19 protein-coding genes and 2 pseudogenes are annotated in these 20,129 nt (G+C 64.8%); 9 read left to right on the top strand and 12 right to left on the bottom strand.

The genetic code is table 11. The features are described 5' to 3' along the window. Positions 1 to 13: 13 nt before the first annotated feature. From ACRHIG_RS15685 to ACRHIG_RS15675, 3 genes and pseudogenes are all read left to right on the top strand, one after another. A complete protein-coding gene (locus ACRHIG_RS15685) occupies positions 14 to 1,504 on the top strand; it encodes a DUF1800 domain-containing protein (protein ID WP_489627005.1) in 1,491 nt (496 codons plus the stop codon). After that, positions 1,501 to 1,818 (top strand): hypothetical protein, encoded by a 318-nt coding sequence (locus tag ACRHIG_RS15680; protein WP_489627004.1) that lies wholly within the window; start codon positions 1,501 to 1,503, stop codon positions 1,816 to 1,818. The genes ACRHIG_RS15685 and ACRHIG_RS15680 overlap by 4 nt, the downstream gene beginning before the upstream one ends. Before the next feature lie 10 nt (positions 1,819 to 1,828). Beyond that, positions 1,829 to 3,267, top strand: a pseudogene (locus ACRHIG_RS15675) (DUF1501 domain-containing protein). On the opposite strand, the gene ACRHIG_RS15670 reads toward ACRHIG_RS15675, so the two are convergent. Genes ACRHIG_RS15670 through ACRHIG_RS15660 form a run of 3 tightly spaced genes read right to left on the bottom strand, consistent with a single transcriptional unit; the run spans position 3,264 to position 4,717 of the window. Next, the gene (locus ACRHIG_RS15670) at positions 3,264 to 4,103 is read right to left on the bottom strand and encodes a dioxygenase family protein (protein WP_489627003.1); all 840 of its coding nucleotides are present in this window, start codon (positions 4,101 to 4,103) and stop codon (positions 3,264 to 3,266) included. The pseudogene ACRHIG_RS15675 and the gene ACRHIG_RS15670 overlap by 4 nt on opposite strands. Continuing rightward, positions 4,061 to 4,231, bottom strand: a complete 171-nt coding sequence (locus ACRHIG_RS15665) for a hypothetical protein (RefSeq protein ID WP_191909705.1) — start codon at positions 4,229 to 4,231, stop codon at positions 4,061 to 4,063. The genes ACRHIG_RS15670 and ACRHIG_RS15665 overlap by 43 nt, the downstream gene beginning before the upstream one ends. A 30-nt stretch (positions 4,232 to 4,261) precedes the next feature. Further along, positions 4,262 to 4,717, bottom strand: a complete 456-nt coding sequence (locus tag ACRHIG_RS15660; protein ID WP_489627002.1) for a Spy/CpxP family protein refolding chaperone — start codon at positions 4,715 to 4,717, stop codon at positions 4,262 to 4,264. A gap of 192 nt (positions 4,718 to 4,909) precedes the next feature. Here ACRHIG_RS15660 and ACRHIG_RS15655 point away from each other — a divergent pair, with 192 nt between their 5' ends. Both ACRHIG_RS15655 and ACRHIG_RS15650 read left to right on the top strand, forming a co-directional pair. After that, positions 4,910 to 5,599, top strand: coding sequence for a response regulator transcription factor (locus ACRHIG_RS15655; protein WP_475416426.1), 690 nt, complete (start codon positions 4,910 to 4,912; stop codon positions 5,597 to 5,599). A 2-nt stretch (positions 5,600 to 5,601) separates the two neighbouring features. Then, positions 5,602 to 7,092 carry a sensor histidine kinase gene (locus ACRHIG_RS15650; protein WP_489627001.1) on the top strand — a complete coding sequence of 497 codons (1,491 nt, stop codon included), beginning with the start codon at positions 5,602 to 5,604 and terminating at the stop codon, positions 7,090 to 7,092. A 40-nt stretch (positions 7,093 to 7,132) separates the two neighbouring features. On the opposite strand, the gene ACRHIG_RS15645 is transcribed toward ACRHIG_RS15650, so the two are convergent. Beyond that, complete coding sequence (locus ACRHIG_RS15645) at positions 7,133 to 7,474, bottom strand: FlxA-like family protein (RefSeq protein WP_489627000.1); 342 nt, start codon at positions 7,472 to 7,474, stop codon at positions 7,133 to 7,135. 171 nt (positions 7,475 to 7,645) lie between these two features. On the opposite strand from ACRHIG_RS15645, the gene ACRHIG_RS15640 reads away from it, so the two are divergent. Then, entirely contained in the window at positions 7,646 to 8,881 is a 1,236-nt protein-coding gene (locus tag ACRHIG_RS15640; protein ID WP_489626999.1) for a PrpF domain-containing protein, read from the top strand. A gap of 34 nt (positions 8,882 to 8,915) precedes the next feature. Here ACRHIG_RS15640 and dcd read toward each other — a convergent pair whose 3' ends face one another. The 4 genes and pseudogenes from dcd to ACRHIG_RS15620 all read right to left on the bottom strand — a co-directional run bounded on the left by dcd (position 8,916) and on the right by ACRHIG_RS15620 (position 11,953). Then, positions 8,916 to 9,485: a dCTP deaminase gene (gene dcd / locus ACRHIG_RS15635; protein WP_034755486.1), complete on the bottom strand. Its 570-nt coding sequence runs from the start codon at positions 9,483 to 9,485 to the stop codon at positions 8,916 to 8,918. A 132-nt stretch (positions 9,486 to 9,617) separates the two neighbouring features. Continuing rightward, positions 9,618 to 10,417: pseudogene (locus tag ACRHIG_RS15630) on the bottom strand (alpha/beta fold hydrolase). Between the two features lie 58 nt (positions 10,418 to 10,475). Beyond that, positions 10,476 to 11,171 (bottom strand): HAD family hydrolase, encoded by a 696-nt coding sequence (locus tag ACRHIG_RS15625; protein WP_475416421.1) that lies wholly within the window; start codon positions 11,169 to 11,171, stop codon positions 10,476 to 10,478. Positions 11,172 to 11,191: 20 nt separating this feature from the next. Next, positions 11,192 to 11,953, bottom strand: a complete 762-nt coding sequence (locus ACRHIG_RS15620; RefSeq protein ID WP_489630723.1) for a sulfite exporter TauE/SafE family protein — start codon at positions 11,951 to 11,953, stop codon at positions 11,192 to 11,194. Positions 11,954 to 12,104: 151 nt separating this feature from the next. Between ACRHIG_RS15620 and ACRHIG_RS15615 the strand changes: the two genes are divergently transcribed. Beyond that, positions 12,105 to 13,028, top strand: a complete 924-nt coding sequence (locus ACRHIG_RS15615; RefSeq protein WP_489630722.1) for a LysR family transcriptional regulator — start codon at positions 12,105 to 12,107, stop codon at positions 13,026 to 13,028. A gap of 22 nt (positions 13,029 to 13,050) precedes the next feature. Here ACRHIG_RS15615 and ACRHIG_RS15610 read toward each other — a convergent pair whose 3' ends face one another. The 3 genes from ACRHIG_RS15610 to ACRHIG_RS15600 all read right to left on the bottom strand — a co-directional run bounded on the left by ACRHIG_RS15610 (position 13,051) and on the right by ACRHIG_RS15600 (position 16,067). Then, the gene (locus ACRHIG_RS15610) at positions 13,051 to 13,563 is read right to left on the bottom strand and encodes a hypothetical protein (RefSeq protein WP_489630721.1); all 513 of its coding nucleotides are present in this window, start codon (positions 13,561 to 13,563) and stop codon (positions 13,051 to 13,053) included. A gap of 81 nt (positions 13,564 to 13,644) precedes the next feature. Next, positions 13,645 to 14,499, bottom strand: coding sequence for a ComEC/Rec2 family competence protein (locus ACRHIG_RS15605; RefSeq protein ID WP_489630720.1), 855 nt, complete (start codon positions 14,497 to 14,499; stop codon positions 13,645 to 13,647). Next, a complete protein-coding gene (locus tag ACRHIG_RS15600; RefSeq protein WP_489630719.1) occupies positions 14,475 to 16,067 on the bottom strand; it encodes a ComEC/Rec2 family competence protein in 1,593 nt (530 codons plus the stop codon). The genes ACRHIG_RS15605 and ACRHIG_RS15600 overlap by 25 nt, the downstream gene beginning before the upstream one ends. Positions 16,068 to 16,273: 206 nt before the next feature. On the opposite strand from ACRHIG_RS15600, the gene ACRHIG_RS15595 reads away from it, so the two are divergent. After that, positions 16,274 to 17,107: a class I SAM-dependent methyltransferase gene (locus tag ACRHIG_RS15595; protein ID WP_489630718.1), complete on the top strand. Its 834-nt coding sequence runs from the start codon at positions 16,274 to 16,276 to the stop codon at positions 17,105 to 17,107. A gap of 82 nt (positions 17,108 to 17,189) precedes the next feature. Here ACRHIG_RS15595 and ACRHIG_RS15590 read toward each other — a convergent pair whose 3' ends face one another. Beyond that, entirely contained in the window at positions 17,190 to 17,372 is a 183-nt protein-coding gene (locus tag ACRHIG_RS15590; RefSeq protein WP_139143755.1) for a hypothetical protein, read from the bottom strand. 769 nt (positions 17,373 to 18,141) lie between these two features. Between ACRHIG_RS15590 and ACRHIG_RS15585 the strand changes: the two genes are divergently transcribed. Further along, positions 18,142 to 20,127: a helicase-related protein gene (locus tag ACRHIG_RS15585; protein WP_489630717.1), complete on the top strand. Its 1,986-nt coding sequence runs from the start codon at positions 18,142 to 18,144 to the stop codon at positions 20,125 to 20,127. Positions 20,128 to 20,129: the final 2 nt, after the last annotated feature.

The raw sequence follows: 20,129 nt of genomic DNA, 5'->3' as shown, positions 1-20,129 counted from the left end.
TGAAAGAAACTAAATGACTGACTCTACTTTGCGCCGTTTGCTGGCCGTCACTTTGTTCAGCCTGCTTTCCGCCTGCGGCGGTGGCGGCGACAGCAAGACCGGCTCCACCCAGAGCCCGGACATCTCGGTCGTGCCGCCAGCGACCACCGCCCCCGGCGATCCGGCAGCTCCCGGCAGCACGCCCGGCGACACCATCGCGCCGCCGCCCCTGACCACGCCCCCGGCCGGCCAGGCGGCCACCACCTTCACGCGCCAGCAAGCATCGCGCTTCCTGGGCCGCGCCACGTTCGGACCGGACATGGCCGCCATCGAGGCGCTCGCCGCCAGCGACAGCGACGCCTGGTTCCGCGCACAGTTTTCCAAGCCACAAACCTTGCATCGGAAATATATCGACGCCATGCTGGCGGCGCAGGCTGCCGGCGGGGAACGCACCAGTTTAAGGACGTTCTATGAAACGTTCTGGCAACAAGGCATCCGCGGCGAGGACCAATTGCGCCAGCGGATGGCCTTTGCCCTGTCCGAAATCTTCGTCATTTCCATGCAAAACGAGTCCGTGCAGCCGCAGCTGCGTGGCGTGGCCAGCTACTACGACATGCTGGGCCAGCATGCTTTTGGCAACTTCCGCGACCTGCTGGAAGGCGTGGCCCTGCATCCGATGATGGGACTGTACCTGTCCCACCTGCGCAACCAGAAGGAATCGGCCACGCGCACACCCGATGAAAACTTCGCCCGCGAAGTGATGCAGCTGTTTAGCATCGGCCTGTACCAGCTGAATGCGGATGGCAGCCTGAAACTGTCCGGTGGCAAGCCCATCGACACCTACACGCGCGACGACGTGGCGGGCCTGGCGCGCGTCTTTACGGGTTGGAGCTGGGCCGGTCCGGACCAGAGCGCCACACGCTTCTATGGCGGTACGGCCGATCCCGACCGCGACTGGAAGCCGATGCAGAACTACGCGGCCTTCCATTCCAGCGGCGACAAGCGTTTCCTGGGCCAGAGCATCTCCGGCGCCAGCAGCGGGCAGGCCGACCTGAAGCTGGCGCTCGACACGCTGTTCAACCATCCCAATGCGGGACCGTTCTTTGGCCGCCAGCTGATCCAGCGCCTGGTCAGCAGCAATCCCAGCCCAGCCTACGTGGGCCGTGTGGCCGCCGCGTTTGCCAACAATGGCAGCGGGGTGCGCGGCGACATGCAAGCCGTCATCCGCGCCGTGCTGCTCGATCCGGAGGCGCTGGCCGCAAGCGGCACCACTTTGCGCACCGGCAAGCTGCGTGAGCCACTGCTGCGCCTGGCCGGCTGGATGCGCGCCTTCGATGCAAAAGCGACCAGCGGGCGCTACCGCATCTATTATCTGGACGACCCACTGAGCGGTCTGGGCCAGAACCCCTTGAATTCGCCGTCCGTGTTCAATTTTTCCGCCCCGCCTATACGCCGCCCAATTCCGCCCTGGCCAGCGCTGGCCTGGTGGCGCCGGAACTGCAAATCACGGCGGAACCATCGGTGACCGGCTATCTGAACTTCATGCAGGAAGCCATCAATAGCGGTGTCGGCGATGGCCGTGAAGTCAAGCCCGACTACACGCGCGAACTGGCACTGGCCGCCGACACGGGCGCCCTGCTCGACCGCATCGATCTGCTCCTGATGCATGGCAGCATGCCCGCCAGGCTGCGCGGGCAAATCCTGACGGCCGTCAATGGCATCAGCATCCCCGCAGCCACGGCCAGCAATGCCGCGCAGGTCGCCACGGCCCAGGCCAACCGCGTCAAGCTGGCCATTTTCCTGACCATGGCCTCGCCGGCCTACCTGGTACAAAAATAAGAGCGATCACATGCAAAACTTCCCCTTTTCCCGCCGCCGCTTCCTCGGTTCCATGCTGAGCCTGGCCGGCACCACGGCCGCGCCGTTCGCCATGAACCTGGCCGCCATGGGCAATGCCGCCGCGCAATCGGCAGGCGACTACAAGGCCATGGTGTGCCTGTTCATGGCAGGCGGCAACGACGCCTTCAACACGGTGCTGGCCACCGATCCCACGTCATGGAGTGAATACACGCGCCTGCGCAACACGGGCGCCGCCGACTCCATCCATCTGCCCGGCGTGGGCGAGACGGGCGGCGTCTTGCCCATCGTGCCCGCCACTGCGCAAACGGGCCGCGCCTTCGCCCTGCATCCCCAGCTGGCGCCCCTGAAAAACCTGTTCGACAATGGCCGCGCCGCCGTCGTGGCCAATGTCGGCACCCTGATCCAGCCCGCCACCCTGGCGCAGTACAAGGCCGGCAGCGTGGCCTTGCCGCCCAAGCTGTTTTCGCACAACGACCAGCAATCGACGTGGCAATCGGGTTCGCCGGAAGGGGCCAGCACGGGCTGGGGCGGACGCATCGGCGACGTGGCCGGCGCGGGCAATACGAATGCCATGTTCACGGCCATTTCCGCCGCGGGCAATACCGTCTTCCTCAGCGGGCGCCAGGTGCGCCAGTTCCAGGTGGGCCAGTCGGGCGCCGTGCCGATCCGCGGCCTGAGCGGCAGCCTGTATGGCAGCACGGGCGGCGCGGGCGCGCTGCAAGCCATCATCAACGATGCGGGCAGCGATCTGATCGAACAGGAACACGTGGCCGTGGTCCAGCGCGCCATTTCCAGCCAGAGCATCCTCAGCGGCGCCATGCTGGCGGCCGGCGCGGGCGGCGTGCCCAATCCCCCGCCCTATGTCAATCCGAACACGGGCGTATCCGGCGTCAATCCGCTGGCCGTGCAATTACAGACGGTGGCGCGCATCATCGGCGGACGCGGCCCCTGGGGGCGAAACGGCAAGTGTTTTATGTGACCCTGGGCAGCTTCGACACGCATGACCGGCAAAAAGTGCTGCACGCCGACCTGATGGCGCGCCTGGCCCATGCGCTCGCCTACTTCGACACGACCCTGGCGGCCCTGCAGGGCGCCGACCTGCGGCGCCAGGTGACGACGTTTACGGCGTCGGACTTCGGCCGCACCTTCAGCAGCAACGGCGACGGCACGGATCACGGCTGGGGCGCCCACCACTTTGTCGTGGGCGGCGCCGTGAAGGGCCGCGACATCTATGGCGCCTTCCCCGTCACGGGCGTGGGCCATGAGCTGGACGTCGGTTCCGGCGCCCTGCTGCCGACCACCTCCGTCGACCAGTATGGCGCCACCCTGGCCAAGTGGTTCGGCGTGGCCGACAGCCAACTGGCCGAGGTCTTCCCGAACATCGGCAACTTCAGCCGGCGCGACCTGGGTTTCATGACGGCAACTTAACCGTTCACGGCGATCGTCAGGGTGACGACGTAGCCATCCGTGGCGTTGCCCGTCACGGTGGCCATCTGCAGGCTGGTGCCGTCGCTGAAGACATTGTCGGCGGCATAGCTGATCTGCGCCAGGTTGCGCACGCTGGCCGTGTAGCCGCTGGCCGTATAGGCCTCGTTCAACGTTGCCATCGGGAAGGTAAACTGCGAGGTCTTGATACGGTTCGCGGTGCTGGCCGCCTTGGCCAGGCTGGGATAGACCTCGACATGCACGTGCGGCATGCGCCCCGCGTAACAGCCGGGAAAGATGGTCGTAAAGGAAAGGTTGCCGGCGCTATCCGTTTCCTGCACGCCGCGCAGGTAATTTTGCGCCGTCACGCCGCTCGAATACAGCGAATACAGGCCTTCGCGGTCGCAATGCCACAGGTAGACGGCATAGCCGGCCAGGCTGGCGCAGCCGCCGCTGGCATTGAGCAGCTGCAATTTGATGGTGAGCGGCACGCCCGCCGCCACGCCCGTGGCGCCGTTGAAACTGGCGCGGATATCGCTGCGCACCACGCCCGACTGGTTCAGCACGTTGATGATGCTGCCGCCATGCGTGTTCGTGCCGTCGGCCGGATACGGCCCGCCCGTTTCCTCGGGAATCACCGTGCAGGCGCCCGTGCTGGGTGCCGCGCCCGCAGCGGCACCGCTGCCTGCGGCCGCGCCGCTGGGGTCCGACCCGCCGCCGCAGCTCATCAAAGGCAAGGTGGCGGCGCCGGCCAGCAGCCAGCGCAGGACTTGCCGCCGCTCGGCCGCCTGCCGCATCATTTCGAGGTCGGATGCCAGACCGTGATCATGTAATTCCATACATACTCCATCAAGTGGGGCAAGCCCGCCAAGGCGGGGCTCAGGCTGGCGCACAGGAACAGCGCCTGTGTCGCATGGCGCGAGAGCGCCTGCAAGCTGCTGCCCGGACGCAAGGCATGGATGCGCATGCTGACTCTCCCTGTGTTCGCGCCTGCCGCTTACTCGGAGCGCTGGAGGTCGCGCGGACCCTGGCGGCTGTCGCGCCGCTGCCGCGCCTGCTTGCGCTGTTCCGGCGTCAGCACGGCCAGCAATTGCTGCTCCAGCCGCGCCTGCTGCAAGCTGATCGCCGCCAGGGCTTGCGCCGCCGTACTGGCCAGCGCGCCGGCCTTGGCATCGTCGTAGGCATCGGATGCGGCCAGCGCGCGCAGCTGCGCGTGGGCCTGGAAGGCGATCTTTTCCTGTTCCCGCAGCAAGGGCGCCTGGGCGTAGGTGGCGGCGAAGACCTTGTCCTGCTGCGCTTCGCTCAGCGCGATGCCGTGCAGGAATGGCGGCGGCCCCGGCATGGCGCGCGGCGGCGGGCCGTCCGGGGCGAATTCCTGCTGGGCCAGGGCGACCAGCGGCATGCTGCAGGCGGACAGCAGCAACAGGGACAGGACAATACTCAGGTGTTTCATCGGGCTTTCCTTTCGTGGCGATCAGCCCTGATTGTCGGCGTCTGGCGTGTAAAGCAACGTTAGGGCCGCGTAAAAGCGTGTAAAGGAAGGGGCGGGAGTGTAAGCAGACGTATGTAAAAGCGGGTAAAAGGACCCTGAAGCGCCCCTGTTGACTGCTATCATCGGGCGATATTCACCCGAAAAAGCACAGGCATGAGCAAGGTTTTGTTAATCGATGACGACGTGGAACTGGTCGGCATGTTCCAGGAATACCTGACGCAGGAAGGTTTTGACGCCCGCGCCGTGCATGACGGCGAAAGCGGCGCGGCCGAAGCGCTGACGGGCCTGTACGCCATCGCCATCCTCGACGTCATGATGCCGCGCATGAATGGCCTGGAAACCCTGCGCCGCATCCGCGCCGGCAGCAACCTGCCCATCCTGATGCTGACGGCGCGCGGCGACGACACGGACCGCATCGTGGGGCTGGAGCTGGGCGCCGACGATTACGTCACGAAACCGTGCACGCCGCGCGAGCTGACGGCGCGCATCCGCGCCATCCTGCGCCGTTCGCAGGCGGCGCCGCACGACAACTCGGGCATGGCGCCGCTGACCGTGGGGCAATTGACGATGTGGCCGGAACAGCGCCGCGTTTCCTGGGCCGGCACGCACCTGGAGCTGACGAGCACGGAATTCAACCTGCTGGAAGTGCTGGTGCGCCATGCCGGCAAGCCCGTGAGCAAGAATCAACTGTCCGAACTGGGCCTGGGCCGGCCCATGGCCCGCTTCGACCGCAATATCGACGTGCACTTGAGCAGCCTGCGCCGCAAACTGGGCACCCTGGCTGACGGCCGCTCCTGCCTGCAGACCGTGTACCGTCTCGGCTACCAACTGATCAAGGAGTAAGCGTGGGGCGCCTGTTCTGGAAGTTCTTTCTGTGCATCATGCTGGCGCAGGTGACGGCCACCATCGGCATCGGCGGCACGTTCTGGCTGAAAAACCGGGCGGCGCAGCAGGAGCGGGCCCTCGACATCGACACCAGTCCGCCCGCGCAAATGATCATCGAGGCCGCCAGCGCCACCCTGGAAGCGGGCGGCAGCGAGGCCTTGCGGCAATTTCTGGGCAAGCTCGAGCGCATGCGCGTATTTGCCGTCGATGCGCGCGGACACGAACTGATGGGCCGCGCGGTGCATCCCGCCATGCTGAGCAAGGCGCGCGCCATGCTGGAGCAGAGCCAGCCCCATCCCGTCGTGCGCACGGTCACCGGCAGCGACGGCCAGCGCTATCTGCTGTTCCTGCCCTCGTCCGAACGCTTCCGCAATGCCGAGGCAGGCGCCGCGCGCGACACCCTCAATGCCGTCACCCTGAGCGGCCCGCGCGCCATGGGACCCGGTCCACGGCCCAGCGAAGCGGGCACTGCGCCGCCACGCGGCGAATTCGGCCGCGGCATGCCGCCCGGCCCGCGCATGGACAGTCCCTACCGCACCTTCATTCCCCTCGGCGCCGCCATCGCCGCCAGCCTGCTGTTCGCCTTCTTGCTGGCCTGGTATTTTGCGCGCCCCATCCGCGACCTGCGGCAGGCGTTCGAGGCCGCCTCGCACGGCAACCTGGCGCCCCGTTTTCACGCCAGCGGCAAGCGCGGCGACGAGTTGACGGACCTGGGCCGCGATTTCGACCGCATGACGGGCCGTTTGCGCCATCTCATGGAGAGCCAGACGCGCTTGCTGCATGACGTCTCGCACGAACTGCGCTCGCCGCTGGCGCGCCTGCAGGCCGCCATCGGCCTGGCGCACCAGCAGCCGGACAAGATGGACGCCTCGATGCAGCGCATCGAACGCGAAAGCGAACGCATGGACAAGCTGATCGGCGAGCTGCTGACCCTGTCGCGGCTGGAAGCCGGTGCCGGCTCCCCGCTCAGCGAAGACGTCGACATTGCCGAGCTGCTGCACGACATTCTGGAAGACGCCCGCTACGAAGCGAAGGCGCGCCAGGTGGACATCGCCCTGGAGGGCGACGCAGCCAGCGCCGACGCCGCTGTCACGGGCCGGCCCGAACTGCTGGCGCGCGCCGTGGAGAACGTGGTGCGCAATGCCGTCAAGCATAGTTCCGATGGCGGCACGGTGGAAGTAAAGCTGTCGCGCCTGCATGACGGCAGGCAGGATCTGCTGCGCATCGCCGTGCTGGACCGCGGCCCCGGCGTGGCCAGCGCCGACCTGGCCAGCATTTTTGAACCCTTCTTCCGCGCCAGCAACACCCAGCACAGCACGGACGGCCACGGCCTGGGCCTGGCCATCGCCCAGCACGTCATCGGCGCCCATAGCGGCCGCATCGGCGCCAGCTTGCGCAGCGGTGGCGGGCTGTGCGTGGAAATGTTGTTGCCCGTCAAAACGCCAGGCTGAGCTGCCGCGAGCCTGCCGACGGGAATTGCCAGCGACCTGCCTACGCCTGGGTATCGATGATGCTGCCCAGGGTCGACGCGCTTGACCTGGCGGGACTGGACGCCGACTCGGCGCTGCTGGCCGCCTGAGAATCGTCTTGCGCCGCCTGCTGCGCGGCAGCAGCTTGCAACTGAGCAATTTGCGCCTGCAAGGCCTGGATTTGCTGCGCCAGCTGCTGCTGCAGCTTTTGCGACGCCTCCGTCTGCTCGCCCTTCTGCGACTCCGTCAACTGCTTTTGCGCCGCCGTGATCTGCTTTTGCAGCGCCGCGATCTGCGCACTGCTGCCCGCACTGGCGCCACTGGCCGCGCTGACTGCGCTGCCGGAACCGATTGCCGCTACCATACTGCCTCCTTGATCATTCAATACCTTATTATCGGCGCGCAAGGTACTCAATACAGGGCGGCAAGTGTAAAGGCGGGTAAAGGCATGTAAAGACGCCGCGCACACCATCCGATTGCACACCAGCAAGAAAAACTGGCACACTGGCGCTTCCTGCCTTGACCACGATCCATGATGATGACGCCCCTGCTGCCCGCCCTGCCCGACCTCGTGCCCCGCCTGCGCTGCGGCATGATCGAGTTTCCTGTCCACCACATGCGCGGCGGCACATCGACGGGCCTGGTCTTGCATGCAGCTTCCGTGCCGGCCGAACAGACGCTGCGCGAGGAATTGCTGCGCCACCTGATGGGTGCGCCCCAGTCCGGCCGGCAGCCGGGCAACCGGCAAATCACGGGCCTGGGACGGGGCGCGCCCACCAGCAACAAGGTCTTCCTCGCCGGGGTGGAACAGCATGCGGGCCAGCCGCGCCTGGTCAGCACCCTGGCGCAGCTGGCGGGCGAGCACGGCGATATCGACTGGAGCGTGAACTGCGGCAATATGTCGTCCGCGCTGCAACTGTGGGGACTGGACAGCGGCGTGATCGAGGCCCTGGCCATCGGCGCGCACGACGTCGATATCCGCAACACCAACACGGGCGTCATCACCACCTCGCGCATGGCGCGCGAACTCGATGGCAGCTTTACGGCCGCCAGCATTCCTGGCGTGACCGGCAGCTTCCCCCGCGTGGACCTGTTCCTGCGGCAGCCGGCCGGCGCCAAGACGGGCAAATTACTACCAACAGGCAATGCGCAGGATGTGGTGCACGGCTATGCGGTCTCGTGCGTGGACGTGGCCGTGCCCATGGTTATCGCGCTGGCGAGCCAGTTCGGCAAGACGGCGCGCGAGTCCATCGCGGAACTGGAAGCGGATACCGCGTTCATGCAGGCGATCCGCCAGGTGTGGAGCGCGGCGGGACTGCTGATGGGCTTGCGCAAGCGCGATGGCCGGTTGATGACCTTGGAAGAGCTGGAACGTAGCGAAACCATCCCCAAGTTCTGCATCGTGGGACCAGCCGTGGGAGAGGGAAATATTGCGGTGCGTTACTTCACGCCGCAATCGGGCCACGCCTCGCTGGCCGTTTCGGGCGGCTGCTGCCTGGCGGCCGCCTGCCTGATACCGGGCACGGTGGCGCATGCGCTGGCAAGCGGCGTGCCGCCTGTCGGGCCGGCCGATACGGAGATTGAACTGGGCATAGCCAACCCGGCCGGCATCCTGGACACCACCATCGTGGCGCGCCAGGACGGGGCGACTGGCAACATCGCCATCGACGGCGCGGCCTACCGGCGCAGCGCGCAAATCTTGCTGCGCGGCCATGTTCCCCTGTACCAGCCGTCAACGGCGCTGAAGGCGTGGCTGCTGAAACAATGTTAGAGCAGGACTGGCGCCCCGCCCGTTCAAGCAATCATCAGGTCTTCGGCAGGGTCACGCCCACCTGGCCCTGGTACTTGCCGCCGCGGTCCTTGTACGAGGTTTCGCACACTTCGTCGGATTCGAAGAACAGCACTTGCGCCACGCCTTCGTTGGCATAGATTTTCGCCGGCAACGGTGTCGTATTCGAAAACTCCAGGGTCACATAGCCTTCCCATTCCGGTTCGAACGGGGTGACGTTGACGATGATGCCGCAACGTGCATACGTGCTCTTGCCCAGGCAAATCGTCAAGACGTTGCGGGGAATGCGGAAATATTCCACGGTACGGGCCAGCGCGAACGAATTCGGCGGGATGATGCAATAGCCCTTGCCCGATACGTCGACGAAGTTATTCGCGTCAAAATCCTTCGGGTCGACGATGGTGGTGTTAATGTTGGTAAACAACTTGAACTCGTCGGCGCAGCGGATGTCATAGCCATAGCTGGAAGTGCCGTAGGAAACGATGCGGTTGCCGTCGCGTTCCTTGACCTGGCCCGGTTCGAACGGCTCGATCATGCCCGTTGTTTCCGCCATGCGGCGTATCCATTTATCGCTTTTAATCGTCATCGCAGGGGTATCTTTCTAGAATATCGAATGGCTGGGGCGGCGCGCCAGGTGCAGGCGCGGCCCGAATGGCAGGATTTTACGCGAAAATCCGCCGCTGTTGGCCCCCATCCCCTGAAAATCCTTGGCGGAAGGCTATTGTTTCGCCAACAATGCCGTGATCATCTCGCGCACCACTTGCGCCGTCAGTTCCGGGTTTTCCATGGGAAATAGATGGCCGCCCGGCACTTGGCGGAAAAACTTGCCGACCAGCTTGCGCGTGGCCGTCAAGCCCGCCTGGCGGCATTCCACCGATTCCGTGCCGCCGATAAAGCCGATGGGCACCGGCAAACCATCCTTGACGAGGCCGCCGATATGGTGCGGCAGGCTGCGGTAGACCTGCGTTTCCACTTCGCGCGTAAAACGCAGCTGCACCCCGTCCGGATGGGGAACCAGGCCGCTGTCGATGTAATCGCGCAAGACTTGCGGCGCCCAGATGGCGAACATGTCCTTGGCCGCGAAGTGTTCATACGCGGCTTGCGCATCGGGCCACAGCTTGCGCCGCCGGGCGGAAAAACGCGAGGGGAAAAACGCTCGCCCAGCGCCGTGTTGCGCGCCAGGCGCACCAGCAAGGCGCGCCAGCCCGCCACCACGGGCGAATCGAGCAAGACCACGCAGCGCACCAGGTCCGGCCGCTGCTTGGCCACCATCACGCTGAGCATGCCGCCCAGCGAATGGCCGACGAGGATCACGGGCGCGCTGTAGCGGCGCTCCAGCTCGTCGATGTACTCGCGCACCAGCTCGGGCCAGCCCGTGCTGACGGGGTAATCCGGGTCGTGCGCATGCATGTCGAGCGCCTGCACGGTGTAGTGCTGGCCCAGCAAGCCGAACAGCTTGCGGTAGGTGCCGGCAGGATAGCTGTTGGCGTGGGCAAAGTGCAGTTGCGGGAGGGTCATCGTGGAACGGTGCCGGTGAATGCGATAGGCAATTGTAATGGCATGCCGGCAAGACGGATCAGAGGAAGGCCTCTAATTGCCGCCGCGCTGGCGCCATGCCGGGCACGAACGAGGCCAGCACTTCGCCCAGCTCGGCGTTGGAATCGACCACGCAAAACGCTTCGTCAAATGCGTGGTGACGGTTCATGGGATTGCGCACGACGATGCATTCCAGCCCCGCCGCATTCGCGGCGCGCAAGCCGCGCGGCGAGTCTTCCACGGCCACGCAGTCGGCGGCGGCCAGGCCCAGGCGCTGCAAGCCCAGCTGGTAGCCGTCGGGCGCCGGTTTGCTTTCGCCATACATTTCGCGCGTCAGCACGAAGTCGAAATGGCTCAGCAAGCCCGTGGCCGCATGGCTGATGCGGAAGTGTTGCTCATAGGCGCTGGTGACGACGCCCATGGCCACGTGCGGGCGCAGCGCCGCCAGCACCGGTGCGATGCCGGGGATGGCCAGCTGGCGCGCCTGGCGCAGGCGTTGCGCAAACAGCACGGTGCGCTCGGCCCGCAGGCGCTCGACCAGTTCGATGGCATGGCCCTGCCCCAGCAGCAGATGCCAGGCGCCGTAGTTATTGTCCAGGAACCAGTCAAAGAATTGCTTCGGCGTCAGCTCTATGCCATAAGGCAAGAGCAAGTCGCGGTTGCTTTCGTAAAACAGCTGTTCGGTATCGACCAGCACGCCATCGTTGTCCCACAGCACGCCCTGGATGGTTTTCATGGCTAGTGTCGTTCAAAAACTTACTTGAAGAAGATGTCGTAGGACAATTTCACGATCAGCAACACCAGCAGCACGAGGAAGAGGATGCGCACGAAGGCGGCGCCGCGGCGCACGGCGATCCAGGTACCCGTCAGGGCGCCCAGGATATTGCACACGGCCATCGGTGCGGCCACGGCGTAGACCACGTGGCCGGCGGGAATGAAGAAGGCCAGCGCGGCCACGTTGGTGGCGATATTCACCAGTTTCGAACAGGCCGAGGCGAGGATGAAATCGAAGCCGAAGACGCGGATGAACAGGAAAATCAGGAAGCTGCCCGTGCCCGGCCCGAACAGGCCGTCATAAAAACCGATGGCGCCGCCGATGACGACGGCCAGGATGCGTTCGCGGGGGCCGATGGGGCGCGCTTCGCGCGTCGTGCCGAAATCCTTCTTCATGAAGGTATAAATCGCCATGATGATGATCAATACCAGCACCATGGGGCGCACCACCTGCTGCGGTACGTAGGACACGGCGGCCGCGCCGATGAAGGACATGACGAAGGCGCTGGCCACGGCGGGCAGCACCAGCAGCCAGGGGATGTGCACCTTGCCAACGAAGGAGCGGGCGGCAAATGTGGTGCCGCAGGCGGACGCCAGTTTATTCGTGCCCAGCAGGGAGGTCGACGCCATGTTCGGCATCAGGTTGAACAGGGCCGGCAGCTGTATCAGCCCGCCCCCGCCCACGGCGGCATCGATCAGGCCGGCAAAGAAGGCAAATAAACACAGCAGCGAGATGGTCAGCATGATAGACAGTGGGGAATGGGCGACAGCGGCAGTATAGGCGTCAGACACTTTTTCGGATGCAACTTCAAATTGCGGAAAACGCAATCAGCCGTAACGCTTGACGGAATGCACTCCGTGCGGTCTACTGGCCTCTTTTGCCGGGAGTGACGCGATGTCGATGAAACTGATGTGGGAGATCCGCGCCTTTTGCACCGTGGTGGAAAAGCGCAGCTTCATCCACGCGGCGCGCATGCTGGGACGCTCGCCGTCGGCCGTCACGCGCGCCATCCAGTTCCTCGAAGACGCCATCGGCGCCGAGCTGATCCTGCGCACGCAAAAGCAGTTCACCCTGACGACGGCCGGCGAAACGTATTACGCGTCGGCCAGGCACTTGCTGGAAACGCAGGCCGAGGCGGAAGAGCAATTGGCGGAATTGAGCAACTCGCCGCAAGGCTGGGTGCGCCTCTCGGCGCCGGAAATCCTGTCGCTGGGCTTCCTGCCGAAAGTGGTGGCGCAATTTTCGCGCGACTACCCGAATGTGTCCGTCGACATCCACTTCTCGGACAAATCGATCGACCCCATCCAGGAAAAGCTGGACTTTGCCATCCGCGGCGCCTTCCCCCAGTCAAGCGAGCTGATCGGCTATCCCCTGTGGAACTACCGCCGCTACATGTACGCCTCGCCCGACTATATCGCCCGCATGGGCGCACCGGACGAACCGGAAGAGCTGGCCGGCCACGACATCATCATGCACTCGGCCCCCCGCATTTTGCGCGACTGGCATTTCGTCTCGGCTACGCGCAACGTGCGCTACCAGGTGCAGCCCCGCTTCCGCTTTACTTCCGGCATCGCCACCTTCCAGGCGGCCCTGGAAGGCGCCGGCATCGTGCGACTGGCCAGCTGGCTGGCGGAACCGGCCGTGGCGGCAGGCACCTTGCGCCGCGTCTGCACGGCGTACCGGCTGACTTCGTCAAAGGAGCTCGATCCCAGCATCCATGCCGTGTACGGCACGTCACGCATGGCCAAGGGGGCAAGGCTATTCCTGGAATACGTGCGGCAGCGGGGCATGGAGATACCGGACGAGCGGCACAGTTGACGCCTGCACCCGTGAACGGCCGCTATGGCCCGATGCGCACAGAAACAGGCGTGCCCAAGACCCACGCCACATCATAGATGGGCGCGTTGCCACGAAACGATATCGCGATGAGCTCGAGCGGCGTCACGGTGCCATGCAAAATAAAGGTTTCCACATAACCCGAGGAACCCACATCGTGGTAAGCCACCTCCTTCACTTTCGCCAGCGGCGCTGGCCCGACAAGGGCGGGCCCCTGAAATTGAAAAATCAGCGCGCAGCCTTTTCTTTCCGCCTGTTGCGCCGCGCCTTGCAACTCCTGCGACAGCGTCACATGGCCAAAAACGCCTTGCAGCAGGCGCTGCTGCACGATCGCCTCGGCGGCTGACAGGTCCGTCACATGAAACAGATACGGGTGTTGCAGGCGAACGGCGTCAGGTTGTCCTCCCTGCAAATCAAACTGACGGGACTTTGCCTGCGTACTTTGCGAACGGATCCGCGCCTCAAAGCCAAGCTGCGGCACAGCCGGTTTTTTCTTGCACCAGTCAAACACACCCATCTTCATCCTTTCAGTATCATCCAGGCAGCGCCGGGGCTGCCAACCCATGACAGATATATACCATTAATGCAGCCGCGTCCGCTAGCGCCCCTGCCAGTAGCGCGGCCGGCTGGCCCGATACTGCGTTACATCAATATTGTCGCCAAACTCCAGCACTACCGCCCCCGTCACGTCCGTGCGCAGCCGGGCAATACCCATGTCGCCATAGCGCGCATACACTTGCGCTTTCGGATGTTTATAGCGGTTCCGGTGTCCCACCTGGAAGATCGCCAGACTCGGATGCACGGTCTGCAAAAACGCCGGTGTCGATGAGGTGCCGCTGCCGTGGTGGGGCGCCAGCAGCACGTCGGCCGCCAGCTCGCCATCGGCCGAGCGCGCCAGCAGCTGCGCCTCCTGCGCCGCTTCGATGTCGCCAGCCAGCAAGATGGCATGCTGGCCTGCCGTGATCTTCACGGTGCAGCTGCGGGCGTTCGGTTTCAGCGATATATCGTCGTGGCTGGCCGGCAGCGGGTGCAGCATGGCGAAGTGCACGCCTTCCCAGGTCCAGCGCTGGCCCGCCACGCAATGCAGATACGGACGCCGGGCTTGCCGCCGGGCCTCGACGGCCGGGTGGCCATCGAACAGCGACGAGGCCAGCCAGCCCACTTGCACGTTCTCCAGCAGAGATATGGCGCCGCCCGCGTGATCGAGGTCGCTGTGGGAAATGATCACGCCGTCGAGCGTAGCGATGCCGCGCGCCCGCAGATACGGCACGATGACACGGCTGGCGCCGTCGGAATCGAGGCTGTAGGCGGGCCCCGTGTCGTACAGCAGGCGGTGGCCATGCGTTTCCACCAGCACGGCCATGCCTTGTCCCACATCAAAGGCCGTGATCCACATCTGGCCCGGTGGCGGGCTCGACGGCATGGCCGTCAGCAGGGGCAGCCAGCCCAGCATGCCGGCCCACCTATGGGGCCATCCGCGTGGCGCCAAGAGCCAGGCCGTGCCGAACAGTGCCCAGCAAAAACTCCACCATGGCGGCGCGGGCGCCGTCCAGACGGCAAAGCGGCGCGCACCCAGCCAGTCCAGCACCTGCGCCAGCATCTGCACGATGGCGTGCGCCAGCAACAGCAAGCCGTCGGACAGGGGGAAGGCAGCAGGCTGCCCGCCAGCGACAAGGGCGTGACGATCAGGCTGATGACGGGAATGGCCAGCGCATTCGCCACGGGGCTGACCAGCGACACTTGCGAAAACAGCAGCATCGTCAACGGCACCAGCCCCACCGTCACCACGTATTGCGTGTGCGCACCCAGCGCCACGGCCGCGCGCAGGCGGCGCCAGCGGCTGGCGTTCTCCGGCAAGGGCGCCGTGGTGCGGCCCGCCGTCGCGTACAGCATGGCGGCGACGGCGCCGAACGACAGCCAGAATCCGGGCCACAGCACGGCCCAGGGATCGAGCAGCACGACCACGCCCAGCGCCAGGCACAGCACGTGAACGATGCTGGTAATGCGCCCCAGCCACAGTGCCAGCGCCACCACCAGCAACATATATAAAGTGCGCTGCGCGGGCACGCCGAAGCCGGCCAGCAGCACATACACCAATGCCGCCAGCGCGCCGGCCAGCGCCGCCACCTTTTGCGCCGGCAGCAGCAAGGGCAGTTGCCGGTCCGTGAAAAACGAGCGCCGCCACAGCGCACCCGCGCCCAGGGCGAACAGACCCGCGATCATGGTGATGTGCAGGCCGGAAATCGAAATCAAGTGGCTCACGCCCGTGCGGTTGAACACCTGCCAGTCCGACTGGGGAATGGCGCGCTGATCGCCCACCACCAGCGCCACGATCACGCCCGCGTATTGCTTGCCATCTAAACTGTGCGCGATGCGCGCGCGCAAGGCCGCGCGGCTGGCCTCCACCACATTGCCGAAGCCGGGCACGAAGGCCGCCAGGCGCACGTTGGGCGTGTCGGCGCGCGGCTGCGGCCGTACATAACCGGTGGCGCGCACGCCCTGCTCCAGCAGCCACGCTTCGTAATCGAAGCCCATGGGATTCGCATTGCCGTGCGGACGCTGCAGGCGCACCGTCAGCCGCCAGCGCTCGCCCGGCTGCACGTCGCCCACTTCGTTCGTCACTGCATCGCGAAAACCTGCGTACCAGGACAGGGCGATCAGGGGCGGCACCTGCGCATTGAATGCCTTCTCCACGGCAAAATTGAAGCGCACGCCCTGCTCGAAGCGGTACGGCAGGCTGGCCACCGTGCCCTTGACGATGATGTCCTGCCCCTCGTCGGCCAGCGCCAGCTGCGGCGCCATGGCGGCCTGGGCCAGCCAGGCCGCCCAGTAAAAGCCCAATCCCACGCCAGCGGCAAGCGCAATAGCGGAACGCCAGCGCGCTTGACGCCACAGCGCCAGACTAGCCAGCCCTCCTACCCCAACGATCACCAATAACCACACGCCCGCGTGCTGCGGCAAGCTTGCCTGCGTCTGCAGCCAGGCGGCGCCAGCGGCAAAGCCGAGTATCAGGGTGCGCATGGGAAGACAGGATCAAGGCAAAATCCGCTCGCTGCGAAAGGGACTCAGATACTGTGACCGTTTTCCACGCCTTGCCGTCTGATCTGGCGCAATGGTGGCGTGGATAAGAATGCTCATGCACGCCATCCGTCGTTGCCGTTGCCGACACTTTCCCCATGCTAAGATGGCCATCCGGCGCCCAGACGCCACGACCTGGCGGACCTTGCATGACCCCACTGACAGCGGCAGAAACTTATTTGCAGGACTTTCATCAGCGACAGGTCGGCGTGACCAGCGCCGCGTTTGCCGACCTGCCGGCCCGCACCGCCTCCGGCACGTACGCCTCTTCCTATGCCGTGCTGACCAGTTTGGTACCGGCCGTGGACAGGCCTTTGAGCGTGCTCGACCTGGCTTGCGGCGACGGTCATCTGCTGGGCTTGCTGGCAGCCAGGCAGCAATCTCAATTGCAGTTGCTCGGCATCGACATGAGCGAGGCCGAACTGGCCGCCGCACGCGCCGCCCTCCCCGCCTCCGTACGGCTGCGGCAGGGACGCGCCCAGGCGCTGGACCTGCCATCGGCCAGCGTCGATTATCTCGTCTCGCACATGGCGCTGATGCTGATGGACGATATCGAACAGGTCGTGCGCGAAATGCGCCGCGTGCTGCGCCCCGGCGGCCAGTTTGCGGCCATCGTCGGCCGGACTTTCTTGCTGGGCGAAGTCAACGACGTATTCATGCGCTTGTTCAAGCCGATTGCCAGCACCGAACTGCCGCCGCTGCGCTTCGGCGACCGGCGCGCGGGATCGGAAGCGGGCTGGCGCGAACTGCTCGACGGCGCTTTCACGCATGTCGCGTTCGACGACATCGACGTGCCCTGGTCGCCCACGCCGGGCGAACTATGGGCCGCCCTGAGCGACACCTATGACATCGACCGCCTGGACGATGACGCCAGGCGGCGTCTGCGCGGCGCGTTCCTGGATGCCGTGGCGCCGCTGCAAGCCGGCGACGGATTGATCGCCACCGGCTGGGGGCTACGCGCCGTGCGCGCACGGGCAGCCTGAACTGCCATCGGCGCCATGGCTTGCTGGCGTCAGCGGCAACAGGCTACGACAATGGCTGCCGCAGCGCGCAGTATTCCTCCCGTCAATTGCAGGATTGCAGGCAGGCGGACCGCTCGGCGCCGCACTCGGCTTGAGAGGTACCGGCGGCGATGCAAGCCCGCCATTCGGCAGCGCAGGCGCTATAGCAATTGGCAAAGGCTGGCGTCGCAGTCACAGCCAAACCGAGGCCTGACGCAAAAAGAAATGCAGCGAGCTTTTTATTCATGGAGTTCTCCCAAAGTCGGATGGCTGACGAATCCCCGCGCGCGCCATCCTCTGGCGCAGGGCCACATACACAGGTATGTCGGGTGTCATCGCGCGCTGGTCGTACGTCAGCGCGAAATGGAAAATCCTGCGGCCTCCAACGTATCCTGGAGCACCGTCAAATCAAAGCCGTGCATATCAACGCGGCACGCCCCAGCCGATAGCCAGACCGGCATCCAGAATAATGCCGTACGTCGCCGTCAATTTCAGATATTTTTGAAAAGATACGAAATTCCCTTGCAAAATCTGAACCCATGATCAGCTCGCCATTATTAATTGTCAAGACAATTCAATTCATTGCGCGCCATCGGCCAATTCTTTGCGCAATGAAAAATACAGGCGCGATACGAATATCATCGCCATGGCTATCGATAAAAACATACTCTTTGTTATTATCGGCGCCATGGTAATTGAAATTTTAATGTCAAATTCAAAAATCTAACAAAATTAATAAAAATATATTTATTAGAATTCCAGCCGAATAAAAATGTCGCAGGAAAAAACCGCTAGGCGCAAAGCACCGGATATCGGATTCCCATTCCGCGTTGAAGCAAGATGATTTGCAAGCAGGTGGAAGCGCCGCCCTCCATGTTTGCCAGTTGCTTATCCGCCTCAAGGAATCATCGTTTTACAGATCAGCGCTCGTGCGGCAGCCGCACCGTGCGCCGGGAAAAATCTTTACCTTGCGCACGGTATAATCGGCCTCGCTTACTTCAACACCCAGGCACGACATGACTTCCTCCGCACTTCCTCCCGACACTTCCACCGACATTTCCGACAGCACCGAAGACAATAACGACGCTACCCTGGTCGCGGAACTGGGGGAGCTGGCCGAGCATATCCGCCTGGTCAAGATGGAAGGCCGCGTCTTCGTGCGCTTTTCCGGCGTCGTCAAGGCCGGCCACCTGGTGGTGCCGTATGCGCTGGTGCCAAGCCAGGGCGTGCTGGCGCGGCCGGCCAAGTGGCGCAAGATGGACCGCGAGACCAAGCTGGCGCTGGTGCGCGAACGGGCCAGCGCGGCCGTCTTCGAGGAACTGCGCCAGCATGTGATGGATTTTGTCGCCGATATCGCGGGCCTGAGCGAGGACGTGGATACGGACCCGATGGTCTTCCTGCACACGCTGGCCGACATGCAGACGTCCGAGCCGGCCGGCATGGTGTTCGACCGCATCCGCCAGCGTTTCAACCACGCCATCGAGCGCCAGCAGGAAGAGCAGCACGCGGCACGCACACGCCAGAGCATCAACCTGGCCGAGTATCCGGCCTCGTTCGAGATGGCGCGCCGCCTGCCGCGCCGCTTCATCGCGCTGCTCGGACCCACGAATTCCGGCAAGACGCACCGCGCCATGGAGGCACTGGTCAAGGCAAAGAGCGGCATCTACCTGGCGCCATTGCGATTGCTGGCCCTGGAAAACTACGAACGCCTGCAGGAAGCCGCGCCGCACGGCAAACCGCTGGCCGTGAGCCTGATCACGGGCGAGGAACGCAGGGTCGTCGACGGCGCCACGCACGTGGCCAGCACGGTGGAAATGCTGGACACGAAGAACGTCGTCGAAGTGGCCGTCATCGATGAAATCCAGATGCTGGCCGACCCGGACCGGGGCGCCGCGTGGACGGCGGCCGTCTGCGGCGCGCCAGCTCACACCGTCTACCTGGTGGGGGCGCCGGAAGCGCGGCGCGCCATCGAAGCGCTGGCCGAGCGCCTGGACTGCCCGCTGGAAGTACATGTATTGAAACGCATGGCGCCCCTGTCGATGGAGCCAACGGCCGTGCGCAAGGTGCGCAACCTGCGCCGCGGCGACGCCGTCATCGCCTTTTCGCGCCGCGAAGTGCTGATGTGGCGCGACATGATCACGGAGACGGGGCTGTCCGTGGCCACCGTCTACGGCAACCTGTCGCCCGAGGTGCGGCGCGCGCAGGCGCAGCGCTTCCGCGACGGCACGGCCGACATCGTCGTCGGCACGGATGCCCTGGCGATGGGCCTGAACATGCCGATCGCGCGCATCGTCATGACCACCTGCGTCAAATACAATGGCCGCGAAGAGGAAGAGATTTCGGCCGCGCTGGCGCGCCAGATCGCCGGGCGCGCGGGCCGCTATGGCGTGCACGAGGAAGGCCTGGTGGCCGGCTACGACAACGAGACGCATGAAGTGATGCGCGCGCTGCTGAAGGAAAAGCTGCATCCGCTGAACACCAGCGGCTTTGCCGTGGCGCCCTCGCTCGAACACCTGCACCGCATTTCGTCCGTGACGGGCGAGCTGTCGCTGTCGAAACTGCTGCGCCGCTTCATCCACAATATCGACGTGCCGGACGGCTTCTTCTTCCCGCGCATCACGGAAGACCAGAAGGAGCGCGCCGTCTGGCTCGACACCCTGCCCCTGTCCGTGGCCGACAAATTTACTTTGTCGCTGGTGCCGATCTCCAGCAAGGTGCCGTCCTTGCAGACGGCGTGGGAGCACTGGGCGAAGAATCTGTCGCAGGGAAAAACCAGCACCTTGCGCCAGCACGCGTACGGCGGCGGCACGCAAAACCTGCAGCAGGTGGAAGACACCTGCCGCTACTATTCAGCGTATGCCTGGCTCAGCTACCGCCTGCCCGAATTCTTCCCCGATATCGCCGTGGCGCAAAACCTGTCGCGCGATGCGTCCGAGCGCGTCGATTCCATCCTGCGCGCGCACAACGCGGCCTCGCGCGGACGGTCGAAGAAGTTCAAATAGGC

It is taken from the genome of Janthinobacterium sp. C22 (assembly GCF_057919405.1).
Note: the sequence above shows the minus strand (reverse complement) of the source record. Positions and strands in the feature narration are given on the sequence as shown.